Annotated in this window: 14 protein-coding genes; 7 read left to right on the forward strand and 7 right to left on the reverse strand. The window is 70.2% G+C overall.

Going from position 1 to position 12,674, the window contains the following annotated elements:
• The first annotated feature begins 44 nt into the window (after positions 1 to 44).
• The 3 genes from EGM46_RS06730 to EGM46_RS06740 all read left to right on the forward strand — a co-directional run bounded on the left by EGM46_RS06730 (position 45) and on the right by EGM46_RS06740 (position 2,328).
• Complete coding sequence (locus EGM46_RS06730; RefSeq protein ID WP_164512830.1) at positions 45 to 1,016, forward strand: 2-hydroxyacid dehydrogenase; 972 nt, start codon at positions 45 to 47, stop codon at positions 1,014 to 1,016.
• Positions 1,017 to 1,040: 24 nt separating this feature from the next.
• Positions 1,041 to 1,865, forward strand: a complete 825-nt coding sequence (kduI, locus tag EGM46_RS06735) for a 5-dehydro-4-deoxy-D-glucuronate isomerase (protein ID WP_206427523.1) — start codon at positions 1,041 to 1,043, stop codon at positions 1,863 to 1,865.
• A 133-nt stretch (positions 1,866 to 1,998) separates the two neighbouring features.
• Positions 1,999 to 2,328, forward strand: coding sequence for a hypothetical protein (locus EGM46_RS06740; RefSeq protein ID WP_125099389.1), 330 nt, complete (start codon positions 1,999 to 2,001; stop codon positions 2,326 to 2,328).
• Between the two features lie 84 nt (positions 2,329 to 2,412).
• On the opposite strand, the gene EGM46_RS06745 is transcribed toward EGM46_RS06740, so the two are convergent.
• Complete coding sequence (locus tag EGM46_RS06745; protein WP_125099390.1) at positions 2,413 to 2,991, reverse strand: TetR/AcrR family transcriptional regulator; 579 nt, start codon at positions 2,989 to 2,991, stop codon at positions 2,413 to 2,415.
• A gap of 95 nt (positions 2,992 to 3,086) precedes the next feature.
• On the opposite strand from EGM46_RS06745, the gene EGM46_RS06750 reads away from it, so the two are divergent.
• Together EGM46_RS06750 and EGM46_RS06755 are read left to right on the forward strand one after the other, a co-directional pair.
• Positions 3,087 to 3,473 carry a DUF1304 domain-containing protein gene (locus EGM46_RS06750; protein ID WP_125099391.1) on the forward strand — a complete coding sequence of 129 codons (387 nt, stop codon included), beginning with the start codon at positions 3,087 to 3,089 and terminating at the stop codon, positions 3,471 to 3,473.
• 59 nt (positions 3,474 to 3,532) lie between these two features.
• Positions 3,533 to 4,555: an NADP-dependent oxidoreductase gene (locus EGM46_RS06755; protein ID WP_125099392.1), complete on the forward strand. Its 1,023-nt coding sequence runs from the start codon at positions 3,533 to 3,535 to the stop codon at positions 4,553 to 4,555.
• A 45-nt stretch (positions 4,556 to 4,600) separates the two neighbouring features.
• Here the strand turns inward: EGM46_RS06755 and EGM46_RS06760 are convergent, their stop codons facing one another.
• The 5 genes from EGM46_RS06760 to EGM46_RS06780 form a co-directional block, all read right to left on the reverse strand.
• Positions 4,601 to 4,927: a thiamine-binding protein gene (locus EGM46_RS06760; RefSeq protein WP_125099393.1), complete on the reverse strand. Its 327-nt coding sequence runs from the start codon at positions 4,925 to 4,927 to the stop codon at positions 4,601 to 4,603.
• 51 nt (positions 4,928 to 4,978) lie between these two features.
• On the reverse strand, positions 4,979 to 6,427 hold the full coding sequence (locus tag EGM46_RS06765) for a DHA2 family efflux MFS transporter permease subunit (protein ID WP_125099440.1): 1,449 nt from the start codon (positions 6,425 to 6,427) through the stop codon (positions 4,979 to 4,981).
• Positions 6,428 to 6,530: 103 nt separating this feature from the next.
• Positions 6,531 to 6,935 (reverse strand): cytidine deaminase, encoded by a 405-nt coding sequence (locus tag EGM46_RS06770; RefSeq protein ID WP_125099394.1) that lies wholly within the window; start codon positions 6,933 to 6,935, stop codon positions 6,531 to 6,533.
• A gap of 210 nt (positions 6,936 to 7,145) precedes the next feature.
• Positions 7,146 to 8,270 (reverse strand): ABC transporter permease, encoded by a 1,125-nt coding sequence (locus tag EGM46_RS06775; protein WP_125099395.1) that lies wholly within the window; start codon positions 8,268 to 8,270, stop codon positions 7,146 to 7,148.
• Positions 8,267 to 9,166 (reverse strand): ABC transporter ATP-binding protein, encoded by a 900-nt coding sequence (locus tag EGM46_RS06780; RefSeq protein WP_125099396.1) that lies wholly within the window; start codon positions 9,164 to 9,166, stop codon positions 8,267 to 8,269. Before EGM46_RS06780 ends, EGM46_RS06775 begins: the two co-directional genes overlap by 4 nt.
• 123 nt (positions 9,167 to 9,289) lie before the next feature.
• Between EGM46_RS06780 and EGM46_RS06785 the strand changes: the two genes are divergently transcribed.
• Both EGM46_RS06785 and EGM46_RS06790 read left to right on the forward strand, forming a co-directional pair.
• Entirely contained in the window at positions 9,290 to 10,687 is a 1,398-nt protein-coding gene (locus tag EGM46_RS06785) for a sensor histidine kinase (RefSeq protein ID WP_125099397.1), read from the forward strand.
• Positions 10,684 to 11,430, forward strand: a complete 747-nt coding sequence (locus EGM46_RS06790; protein ID WP_125099398.1) for a response regulator — start codon at positions 10,684 to 10,686, stop codon at positions 11,428 to 11,430. The genes EGM46_RS06785 and EGM46_RS06790 overlap by 4 nt, the downstream gene beginning before the upstream one ends.
• Before the next feature lie 197 nt (positions 11,431 to 11,627).
• Here EGM46_RS06790 and EGM46_RS06795 read toward each other — a convergent pair whose 3' ends face one another.
• On the reverse strand, positions 11,628 to 12,647 hold the full coding sequence (locus EGM46_RS06795) for a LacI family DNA-binding transcriptional regulator (RefSeq protein ID WP_125099399.1): 1,020 nt from the start codon (positions 12,645 to 12,647) through the stop codon (positions 11,628 to 11,630).
• Positions 12,648 to 12,674 lie beyond the last annotated feature (27 nt).

Raw genomic sequence — 12,674 nt, forward strand, 5'->3', positions numbered from 1 at the left:
GCGCCCCAGGGCTCGCTCACCCCTCACCGGAAGGAAACCGCACCGTGAAAATCGTCTGCATCGACGGAGAACCCCAGTACGCCGACATCGTGCGACGGGATGTGATCGAACCCCTCCGCGCGGCGGGCCACCAGCTCGACTGGTTCGAGGAGCGATTCGCCGACGAAGAGGCGACGATCGCGCGCGCCCAAGGCTACGACGCGGTGTACATCATCGCCGATCAGGGGCCACTGCCCGAGCGCTTCCTCGCATCGGTGCCGAGCCTCAAGCTCGTCAGCTTCGTCGGCACGGGCGCGCACCGCTTCGTCAACGTTGCCGAGGCTGAGCGCCTGGGCATCACGGTGACCAACGTCCCCGACTTCGCGAGCCGCAGCGTCGCCGAGCACGCGATCGCGCTGATGTTCAGCGTCGCGCGCCGCGTTCCCGAGGGCGATCGGCTGGTCCGCGGCGGGGCCTGGGCAAAGAACCAGGGCCTCAAGCTGCGTGGGCGCACCCTCGGCGTGGTCGGCACCGGTGCGATCGGCCGCGAGGTGATCACCATGGGCGCGGCGCTCGGCATGGACGTCGTGTACTGGAATCGCACGGAGCGCCCCGAGCAGGAGGCCACGCTCCCCGGCCGGCGCGTCACGCTTCCCGAGCTCTTCGCGAGCAGCGACGTCGTGTCGCTGCACCTGACGCACACCCCGGAGACCGAGGGCCTCATCTCGGCGGAACTGCTCGGCTCGATGCCCCAGAACTCGGTGCTGATCAACACCGCACGGGACGAGATCGTCGACCGCTCAGCGCTGTTCGCGCTGCTCCGATCCGGCCACCTGTTCGGTGCGGGGATCGACGTGTTCGAGAGCGAGCCGCCCGCGCTCGACACCCTTCCGCTGGACCTCGAGAACCTCGTACTCACGCCGCACATCGGGTTCCACACCGACGAAGCAGACGAGGTGTTCGCGATCGCGGGTCGCAACATCATCGCCTTCGCGGAGGGCGCCCCGCAGAACGTCGTCAGCAGCACCGCACACTAACCCCGAAAGTAGCTCAAGATTTCCATGGATATTCGCCACGCCACCCACCCCGACGAGCTCGCGCGCATGACCGACGACGAGTTGCGCGCGCGCTTCGTCATCGACAACCTGTTCGAGGCAGGACGCCTCAACGTGGTGTACAGCCACGAGGATCGCATGGTGCTCGGCGGCGCGACCCCCACCCCGGGATCCCCCCTCGCGCTCGAGAACTATGCCGCGCTTCGCGCCGAGTACTTCTGCGAGCGCCGCGAACTGGCGGTCACCGCGCTGAGCGGTGCCGGACGCGCGATCGTCGATGGCGTGAGCTACCCGCTCGTGAAGCTCGACGCGCTGTACATCGGCCGCGGCGCTCGCGAGATCTCGTTCGAGGCGGACGAGCCGGGCACGCGCTTCTTCCTCTCCTCCGCCGTGTCACACGTGGACTACCCCACCACGCTGATCCCCTCGGCCGAGGCGCTCACCACGGAAACCGGCGAGCACGAGCACGCCAACGAGCGCGTGGTGCGCAAGCACATTCACGACGAGGGCGTGCGCAGCAGCCAGCTCGTGCTCGGCATCACGGCACCAAAGCCGGGCAACGTCTGGAACAGCATGCCACCGCACACGCACGACCGCCGCACCGAGGTGTACGTCTACTTCGACCTGCCCGAGCGCGAGCGCCTGTTCCACTTCATGGGCCTGCCCGGCCAGACGCGGCACGTTGTGCTGCAGGACGGCGACGTCGTGATCTCGCCGTCGTGGTCGATGCACTTCGGCGCTGGCACCTCGAACTACTCGTTCCTCTGGGTGATGGCGGGTGAGAACCAGTCGTTCGCCGACATGGACCACGTGGCCGTCGCGCAGATCTAGAGATTTCCGTCGTTCCTCGGAGCGACGCAACCTTGTGGCGATCCGCCACAAGCGGGGTCGGTCCACGACCCCGACGTGAATTGCTGGGCCGCAGGTGCGGCACCAGCGACACCCTGGCAAGAAGGAGTATGAGATGAGCAAGGACGTTGATCTGATCGAACTCGGCAACACCTCCTGGGACGAGCAGCTTCCCGGGATCCAGCTGCGCACCGTGCCCGCCCCGGACGGAAGCGTGTGGAACCTCGTGAAGTACGCGCCGGGCGCGGTGCGCGACGATGTGTGGTGCACCAAGGGGCACCGCGGCTTCGTCTTCGACGGGGAGATGAGCTACGAGTATGAGGACGACGGGTCCTCGTTCTCGGTCCCCGCGGGGAACGGCTTCATCGTGAACCCGGGCCGCGCGCACCGCGGGCACAACTTCTCGGACGGCGAGGTCAGCTTCATGATGATCGACGACGCGTAGTCACGCTGCGGCGCACCACACGGTGGCCCATCCCGCACCGCGGGGTGGGCCACCGTGCGTTTCGCGTGGACCGGCCGGCTCGGGTTACCCCTCGATCGCTGCCAGCGCCGCGTCGAGGCTCGCCGCAGCCGAGGCCGGGTCGACGCGGACGAGCGCGAACGCCGAGACCAGCAGGCCGGTCACCACGGTGGCCAGTTGCTCACGCCGCTGCGGATCACGGGGCACCGCCTGCGCCGCAAGGCCGCGCAGCATGGCCGCGTGGAGCTCGGCGCGGTAGTCCGTGATCACGCGCGAGACCTCCGGATCTGCGCCCACCGGGCCGGCCGCCGTGTTGATGAGCAGACAGCCGGGCGCCGGAGCGCTGGCGTCGACGCGCGCGAAGGCGAGGCGAAGCCCGGCGAGATAGTCGTGCAGGGCGCTGGGATCCACCGTCGCCGCCTGCAGCCCAGCCAGCCTCGGACGCACGATCTCGTCAAGGTAGCTCTCGACCGCCGCGTCGAAGAGCCCGCGCTTGGAGCCGAATGCCGCGTAGAGGCTCGAGCGACTGAGGCCGGTTGCCTCCTCCAGCTTGGGCACCGCGGCCGACTCGTAGCCGTCGCGCCAGAACACCGCGCGCGCCGCGCGCACCACTGCCGCACGATCGAAACTCGGGGTTCTTGCCATGGCGCCTCTTTCCAGAATGGTCATTCCAGTATATATTGGAACGATCGTTACGGAATAGCTCGAGCGCGAGCTCGCATCACCGAAGGAACCACACCATGCTCATCACCGGACTCGTGCTCGCGGGCGCCGCCGCCCTCCTGCACATCTTCATCTTCTACCTCGAGTCCATCGCGTGGACGTCGCCCCGCGCACGCGCGGTCTTCGGCACCACGGAGGGAGAGGCGCACGCCACCCGCGAGCTCGCGTTCAACCAGGGCTTCTACAACCTCTTCCTCGCCACCGCCGCGCTGCTCGGCATCCTGCTCACCGCGCTGGGACAGCAGGCAGTTGGCCTCACCCTCGTCTTCGTGGGGGTCGGATCGATGCTCGCCGCCGCACTCGTGCTCGCGCTGTCCAGCGCGGACAAGCGCGGTGCGGCGCTCAAGCAGGGCGCGTTTCCGCTGCTCAGCGTCGCCGCGCTCGCGCTGAGCCTCGCGTTCTAGACCCCACCGCATCACCGCACCGCCGCATCACCGCACCACGCCAGAAAGGCCAGCACCCCATGACCGCAGCAGCACGCACCCAGATCCAGCTCGTCTCACGCCCCGCGGGGTGGCCAAGCGCGGAGAACTTCCGCACCGTCACCGACACGCTGCCGGAGCTTGCCCCCGGCCAGATCCGCGTGCAGAACGAGTTCATCTCCGTCGATCCCTACATGCGCGGCCGCATGAACGACGTCCGCAGCTACGTCGCGCCCTACGCGCTCGGCGACACCATCTCCGGCGGGGCCGTCGGCCGCGTCATTGCGTCCACCGTTGCGGACTTCCCCGTCGGTGCCGTCGTGCTCCACCAGCACGGCTGGAGCGACATCGCGCAGGACGACGCCGCGACGTTCCGGGTGATCCCCGAGCTGCCCGGGGTGCCGCTGTCCCTCAACCTGCACGTGCTCGGCATGACCGGGCTCACCGCCTACGTCGGTCTCACCAAGATCGCCGAGATGCGGGAGGGGGACACCGTCTTCATCTCCGGCGCGGCTGGCGCGGTCGGCACCGCGGCCGGTCAGATCGCGAAGCTGCTGGGCGCGAAGCGTGTTATCGGCTCGGCCGGCTCCGACGAGAAGGTCGCACTGCTCACCTCGAAGTACGGCTACGACGCGGCGTTCAACTACAAGAGCGGAGACGTGCGCGAGCTGCTCGCCGAGGCCGCCCCGGACGGCATCGACGTATTCTTCGACAACGTGGGCGGCAGCCACTTGGAGGCCGCGCTCGACGCCTTCGCCGACGGCGGCCGCGCGGCGCTGTGCGGTGCGATCGAGAGCTACAACACGACGGCGAAGCCGGTCGGGCCCGACAACATGGCGAACCTCATCACCCGCGCGCTCACGCTGCGCGGCTTCACCATTGGCGCGCACTGGCACCATGCACCGGAGTTCCAGGCCCGCATGAGCGAGTGGTTCGCCGCGGGCAGCATCGCGTACGACGAGACGGTGGTCGACGGCATCGAGCACACGGTCGACGCGTTCCTCGACATGATGCGCGGCGCGAACACGGGCAAGATGCTGGTGCGGATCGCGCCGGCGGCCTAGGGGCGGCAGGGGTGGGGGCGCTCCCCCACCCCGCGCGGCCATCGGCTAGTTCGCGCCCTCCACCGCGCGCTCCAGCCGCTCCAGCTTCCCGTCGAGCTCGCCCGCGAAGCCCGGGCGAATGTCGGCCTTCATCACGAGCGAGACGCGCGAGCCGAACGGCAGCACCGCCTCGGTGGCGCGCTTCACGACGTCGAACACCTCGTCCCACTCGCCCTCGATCTCGGTGAACATGGAGGAGGTGCGGTGCGGCAGCCCGGAGTCACGCACCACCCGGATCGCGGCGGCCACAGCCTCGGAGACGGAGCCCGTCTCGCTCATGGCTGGGCCGGCCGGGCCCACACCGCTCGGGGCGACAGAGAACGCGAGAATCATGCTGAGTCCTTTCGAAGCGATGGGGCGAGTCCGCGGCGCGGGGCCCTACGACTAGTCTGCCTCCACGACGCGCACCGGGCCCGAGCGGGCCGGGCGGGGGCCGAAGAACACCGCGATCACGGCGCCGACGAGGATCACGCCGAGCGGCAGCATGAGCGACTGCGTCATCGCCTGGCTGAACGCCTCGCGCGCCGGCTCGGGCAGCTGGGCGAGCCCACCCCCGGCCTCGCCGCCCATCGAGTGCGCGGCGCCCTGCTCGCCGAGCAGCGCAGACAGCCGGGATTCCATGAGCACCGCCATCGCAGCGGAGCCGAGCACGGCGCCCACCTGACGGCTCGTGTTGTACACCCCGGATCCGGCACCCGCGAGGCGCGGGTCGAGCCCGAACGTGGTGATCGAGGAGAGCGGGCCCCACATGAACGCGTTGCCAGCCCCGAGGATCGCGCTCGGGATCAGGAACATGAGGATCGGCGTCTCCGGCTTCAACAGGAGCGCGAAGCCGAGCACACCGATACCGACGAGCAGCAGCCCGATCACGGGGATGCGGCGGGGGTCGCCGCGGTCGATGAGCACCCCGACGGGGCGCGCGAGCGCGATCGAGAGTACGGCCATCGGGATCAGGAGCAGCGCCGACTGCGTGGGCGTGAGCCCCATCACGAGCTGCAGGAAGAACATGAGCGGCAGGTTCATGCTGGTGATGCTGAAGCCGACCATCACGATCGCCGCGGAGCCAACCGAGAAGTTGCGGTCGCGGAAGATCTGTAGCGGGATCAGGGGTTCGCCGCGCTGCACGCGCTGCCAGACCACGAACAGGGCAAGGATCACGACGCCCGCGATGATGAGGCCCCAGACGCTGATCGGTCCCCAGATCGTGCCCCACTCGTAGCTCCGCCCCTCCTGGATCCCGAACACCAGCAGGAACATGCCGAGCGCGCTGAGAATCACGCCGACCCAGTCGAAGCGGTGCGCGTTAGTGGGCAGCTTCGGCACGAAGCGCAGCGCAAGCACGAACGCGATCACACCGACGGGCACGTTGATGAAGAAGATCCACTCCCAGCCCCAGGCGTCGAGCAGGAAACCGCCGAGGATCGGGCCGACGAGCGTGGCGACACCTGCGGTGACGCCCCACACAGCCATGGCGGATCCGCGCTCGCGCGGCGCGAAGATGCGCGTGATCACGGCCATCGTCTGCGGGGTCATGAGCGCAGCGCCGAGGCCCTGGAACACCCGCGCGAGAATGAGCATCTCGATGCTGTGCGCGAGCCCGCACGCGAGCGAGGAGAGCGTGAACACGGCGAGGCCGGAGAGGTAGATGCGGCGCGTGCCGAAGCGGTCACCCAGGCGGCCGGTGATGAGCAGCGGCACCGCGTACGCGAGCAGGTACGCGCTCGTGGCCCACAGCGTCGCCACCATCGTGGTCTCGAGGCTCTGCATGATCGACGGGTTCGCGACGGACACGATCGTCGTGTCCACCAGGATCATGAAGAAGCCCAGCACCATGGACCAGAGTGCGGCCCAGGGGCGGATGGTGGTGTGCTGTGCTGGCTGCTCGGAGTTCACCCGCACAGCCTACTCCCGACCTCCGACAGGGGCGGGATCCGGGCTACCGACCGGGGAGCGCGCCTGGTCCGAACGCGTCGGGGAGCAGTTCGTCGATCGTGCGCTCGCCGTGCGCGGTCGCGAGCCGCATGCCGGGGGCGGCCGCCTCGTGCAGGAGCTGTCGGCACCGCCCGCATGGCGTGAGCAGGGTGTTTGCCCCGTCCACGCACACGAACGCGCGGAGCTGCCCGCCGCCGCCCAGGTGCAGCGCGCCGAGCATGGTGCACTCGGCGCAGAGCGTGAGCCCGTAGCTCGCGTTCTCCACATTGCAGCCGGTGATGATGCGCCCGTCCGTCACGAGGGCGGCGCAGCCGACGGCGAGCCCCGAGTACGGTGCGTACGAGTGCTCGGTTGCGGCGAGCGCTGCCGCGCGCAGGGCATCCCAGTCGATCACAGCTGCGTCAGTCATGGCTCCAGCGTAGGCGCTGCGCGCGGCGCTCGCCCGTGATCCGGCACGGCCCCGATCCCGCACCCCGGGCTCCCCACGGCACACACAAACCAGACGGAGAAATTGGAGCGCTCGGCCGGAAGCGCGGCAAAACCTCCGCTTTTCCGAATTTCTCCGCCTGGATCGGTGGTTCAGTAGGTGGCTGGCTGGCTGGCTGGCTGGGTCACCCCCTCACCCCTTCAGCGCCTCGCCCAGCTTCACCCGGGTGCCCGTCCGTAGGATCGAGTTGCTGTAGATCCGGGATCCCACCCACACCGCCGCGGCGATGGTGAGCAGCAGGATGACGAGCGAGAGGAACGGCTCCCACCACTCCGCGGTGCCGAGGTACAGCCGCATCGGCATGCCGATCGGCGCGGAGAAGGGGATGTAGCTCATCACGGAGAGCGCGCCGGGGTTGTCGAAGAAGAAGATGATCGCAACGTAGGGGATCATCACGAGCCACATCACCGGGCTCACGGCCGACGCCACGTCCTCCTGGCGGGACACGAGCGCCGCGAGCGCCGCGTAGAGCGTGGCGAGCAGCACGAAGCCGAAGGCGAAAAGGATCCCGAACCAGATAAGCGCGGTGCCGAGCTCGCCGAGCAGCAGATCCTGCCCGGTGGCGAGGATGCCGACGCAGGCCAGGCCGACGATCGCGACCACCTGCGCGAGCGCGAGGATGCTGTTGCCGAGGATCTTGCCGGCGAGCAGCGTGCGCGCGGAGATCGTCGCGAGCAGGATCTCAACGATCCGGGTCTGCTTCTCCTCGACGACGCTCTGCGCGATCGTGGTGCCGAACGTGATCGCGCTCATCATGAACACCACGCCGAACGCGATAGCGATGATGTAGGCGAGCCCGGGGTTGCTCGTCACCGGGGCGAGGAGCTCGACGGAGGGGGCCGCCGACAGCGCCTGCATGACATCGCTCGGGACGCTGTCGTTCGCGAGCACGGTGAGGTCGACCGGGGTGTCCCCACCCGGCACGACCGCCGCATCGACGTCGCCGGCGCGGACGAGCCGCTCGGCGGCGGCACGATCCTGCACTGATTCGACCTCGAAGCCCGCCTCGCTGAGCCCCGCGGCGGTATCGCCCACGGCCGCGACCCGGGTGGGCCCTCCGAAACCGCCGGTGTTCGCCATGAAGCCGCTGAACAGCACACCGGCGAGCACGAACAGCAGCAGCACCCCGGTGGAGACGAGGAACGACTTCGAGCGCAGGCGCGTGGTGATCTCGCGCTCGGCGACGATCCAGGTGCCCTGCGCGGCGCTCAGGCGCGCGTGCGTCGACGCGGACGCGGGTGTGGTAGTGACGCTCATCGGACAACCTCCGTGAAGATCTCTGCGAGGGACGGGGTGACGGGGCTGAAGCTGCGCACCGACGATCCCGGCTGGGACACCGCGCGCGCGAGCACCGCCTGCGCCGCCTCGTCGGTGTCGGCGTCGAAGCGGGCGAAGCCGCCGTCGAGGTGGGTCACGGCGACGCCTGGCACGTCGCGCACCCAGCCGGCGTCTGCGCTCGGCCCGGCAAGCTCGAGCTCGACGGTGCGGCCGGCGTGCGCGGCGCGCAGCGCCTCCCGAGAGCCCTGCGCGCGGATCCGGCCATCGCCGATCACGACGACGTCGTCGCAGAGGCGCTCAACGATGTCGAGCTGGTGCGAGGAGAACAGCACGGGTGCGCCGCGGTCCGCGTAGTCGCGCAGCACCCCGAGCACCGCCTCGACCGCCATCGGGTCGAGGCCCGAGAACGGCTCGTCGAGCACGAGCGCGATCGGTTCGTGCACCAGTGCGGCCGCGATCTGGGCCCGCTGCTGGTTGCCAAGCGAGAGGCTCTCGAGCGTGTCCTTCGCGCGCTCCGCGAGCCCCAGCCGTTCGAGCAGCGCCGTCGCCGACGAGCGCGCGGCGCCCGCCTCCATGCCGTGCAGGCGCGCAAGATACACGAGCTGCTCGAGCACCGGCATCTTCGGGTAGAGCCCCCGCTCCTCCGGCATGTAGCCGAATCGCGCGCGGTCGGCGGCGGTGATCGGCGCGCCGTCCAGGCGCACGGTGCCCGCGTCCGCGGCGAGCACGCCGAGGATGATCCGCATGGTCGTGGTCTTGCCAGCGCCGTTGCCGCCGACGAAGCCGGTCATTCTGCCGCCCGTCACGGTGAAGCTCACGTCGTCGAGCACCCGGCGCGTGCCGTAGCTGCGTGACACTCCTGCGATTTCAATCATCGCGCTCCTTTCGTTGCATTCAACGCTAGATCGGGATCGCTGCCGCGCGCCTCCCCCGAACGGCGGAACGGCTCCGCCGCGCGACGGAAGCGCGTTGCCGCCCGAGCGCATACGCTGGAATCCATGACAGCGCACCCGGCCGAGTGGTCACGCCCCCGAGCCGGGCGCGCGGCGCTGCGCGTCGACGCTGGGATCGCCATCGCGCTGGCCGTCGGCAGCGTCGTCACGTCCCTCCTCTACGCGCGCACCGGCGTGATCGCCGATCCGGCACCGGTGTGGGTGTCCACGCTGGGTCTCGCGACCTGCACGCTGCCGCTCATCTTCCGGCGCGTTGCCCCGATCCCCGTCGCGATCGTCGTCTCGGTCGGGTTCTTCGTCTGCGGCCAGTTCGCGGTCCCCGAGCTGCTCATGATCAACGTCAGCCTGTTCCTCGCGCTCTACACGGTGGGGGCGTGGGAGCCGAATCGCGCGGCGGCGGTGTGGACGCTGATCGGCACGAGCGCGGCACTGTTCGCCTGGCTCATCGTGGCGCTCATCATCTCCGCGTCCGAGGACAGCGATTTCCTCGGCATGCCGCGCACCGGGCTGTTCTCCGCGTACGCGACGTTCGCCGTGATCCAGATCATCACGAATCTGCTCTACTTCGGGGCGGCGTACTGGTTCGGTCTCCGCTCCTGGCGGGCGGCGCGCACCCAGGCAGCGCTCGAGGCGCAGGGGCAGGAGCTCGACCGCGAGCGCCGCACGAGCGCCGAGCAGGCCGTCGCGCTCGATCGCATCGCCATCGCCCGCGAACTGCACGACGTCGTGGCCCACCACGTGTCCGTGATGGGGATCCAGGCCGGGGCGGCCAGGCGCAGCGTCGAGCGGGATCCGGGCCGCGCGATCGCGTCGCTCGAGATCGTGGAGGAGAGCGCGCGGGCCGCGGTCGCCGAGCTGCAGCAGCTCGTGCACACCCTGCGCAGCCCGGACACCGATGCGGGATCACAGCCGATCGGGATCGCGCAGCTGTCCGGCCTCGTCGCCGAATCGCAGGAGGCCGGGGTGCCCGCCACGCTCATCGTCGTCGGGGAGCCGCGACCCGTCCCCATGCTCGTCGACGTCGCGCTGTACCGGGCGGCGCAGGAAGCGCTGACGAACGTGCGGAAACACGCGGGGCACGGGGTGGCGGCGACCGTTCGGCTCCGGTTCCTGCCCGAGGCCATCGAGGTCGAGGTGAGCGACGATGGGGTGGCGATCCTCGGCAGGGACGGGCGCGGAAGCAGCGCGGGATCCGGCCGCACCGGGCTGGGGCTGGGGCTCCGCGGGATGCGGGAGCGGCTCGGCGCCGTCGGGGGATCGGTGTGGGCCGGTCCGCGCGAACGGGGCGGATTCCTCGTGCGTGCGCACGTGCCGCTCGCGGCTGCGGCGCGCGGTGAAGGGGCTGAGGAGGCGGGGCTGGCAAGCGTCGCCGAGCGTCCCACGACCGCTGGGAGTTCCGAGACCACAGAGAGTTCCGAGACCACCGAGACGGGGGCCGCATGAGCATCCGTATCCTGATCGTCGACGACCAGGCGCTCGTTCGCTCCGGGTTCCGCATCATCCTGGAGTCGGAACCCGACCTCGAGGTCGTCGGGGAGGCGTCGAACGGCGCGGAGGCGGTCGCGCTGTCGCGCGAACTCCGGCCCGACGTGATCTGCATGGACGTCGAGATGCCCGGCATGGACGGGATCGAGGCGGCGCGGCGGATCCTGGCCGCGGGTCCGACGGGGCCCGCAGGGCGTGCGGCGGGGGCGGTGCCGGCGGTGCCGCCGCCCGCGATTCTGATCCTCACCACGTTCGGGCACGAGCGGTACCTGTTCGCGGCCCTCGCCGCTGGCGTGAGCGGCTTCCTCCTGAAGACGTCCCGCGCGGAGCAACTCATCGACGCGGTGCGTGCGCTGGCCAGCGGGCACGCGCTGCTCGGGCCGGATGTGACGCGAGCGGTGCTCGAGCGGGTGGCCGCTGAACCGGCGGACGCGGCAGGGCAGGAGTCTGGCGTCGACCGGGATCAGGCCGCTGATCAGGCTGATCGCGCGGCAGCGTTCGATGCTGCCGGGCTCACGGAGCGGGAACGCGAGGTGCTCACGCTGGTCGCGCAGGGGCGGTCGAACGCGGAAATCGCGGCAGAGCTCTTCCTCGGGGAGGCCACGATCAAGACGCACGTCTCGAACGTGCTGCAGAAGCTCGGTGTGCGTGATCGGATCCAGGCGGTCGTGTGGGCGCACACTCGCGGGGCGGCCGGCTAGGCGCCACCCGCGGGGCTGCGCCGCGCGCCCCACCCTTCGCCCCCAGCCTCAAACCTCAAACCCACCGGAGAAATTGGAAAGCTCGCCGCAAAACGGGCGAAACCCTCCGAGATATCAGATTTCTCCTGCGGGATCGTGGCGCGGTCGGTCGGGCAGGGCCGGGAGAGCGAGCGCGCGAGCGGGCCGCGCGCGCAACCTCAACCCACCAGGCCGCCCACCGTCGACGCGCGCACCACGAGCTCCGGCTGGAACACGATCTGCTCACGCAGGCCCGTGTCCCCCTGCGCCGCATCGCGCAGCAGGAGCTCGACCGCGGTGCTGCCGATCTCGAACGCCGGCTGCCGCACCGAGGTGATCGGCACCACGGCGGAGTGCGTGAAGTCAATGTCGTCGTAGCCGATCAGCGCGATGTCCTCGGGGACGCGCAGCGAGCCCGTCATGACGAGCGCCTGCAGCACGCCGAGCGCCAGCAGGTCGTTGGCCGCAAACACGGCGTCCGGCCGCTCATCCGGGGGCAGCACCGCAATTGCCTCGCCGATGCGGCGACCCTCGAGAACGCTGAGCGCCTGCGTCTCGAACACCTCGAGCACGGCCCCGCGCTGGGCGGCGAGCACCTCGGTGACGCCGGCGAGGCGGTCGGCCACCTGCTCGATGCCGCGCGGGCCGCCGACGAACGCGATCCGTGTGCGCCCGATCTCGAGCAGGTGCCGCGCCGCGATGCGGCCGCCCTCGACGTCGTCGACGGAGACCGAGGGGAGCGAGCGGTCGCTTGAGCCGCGGTCGACGAGCACGACCGGGATCCCGGCGTCGCGGAGTTTGCGCAGCTGCGCGAGGTCGGTGTCGACCGGGGTGATGAGCACGCCGGCGACGCGGTGCTCCTCGAACATTTCGAGCAGGCTGGACTCGCGCGGGCGGGAGTCGTCGCTGCCGCCCATCAGCACGGTGTAGCCGTCGTCGAGCGCGCGGCTCTGCGCGCCGTGCGCGACGTCCATGAAGAACGGGTTCCGCGTGTCAAGCACGACAAGTCCGAAGCTGTGGCTGCGCCCGGCGCGCAGTTGCCTCGCGGCGTCGTTGCGCACGAAGCCGAGCTGCTCGATGGCGGCGTGGACGCGCTCGATCGTGGCCGCGGCGACGCGATTCGGGCGGTTGAGCACGTTCGATACGGTGCCGACCGAGACGCCGGCCTCGCGTGCGACGTCTCTGATACTCGCGGCCATGCTGCTCCTCTCGTCCGCCCACCTCGC

Source organism: Leucobacter chromiireducens (assembly GCF_003917135.1).
Lineage (GTDB): Bacteria > Actinomycetota > Actinomycetes > Actinomycetales > Microbacteriaceae > Leucobacter > Leucobacter chromiireducens_A.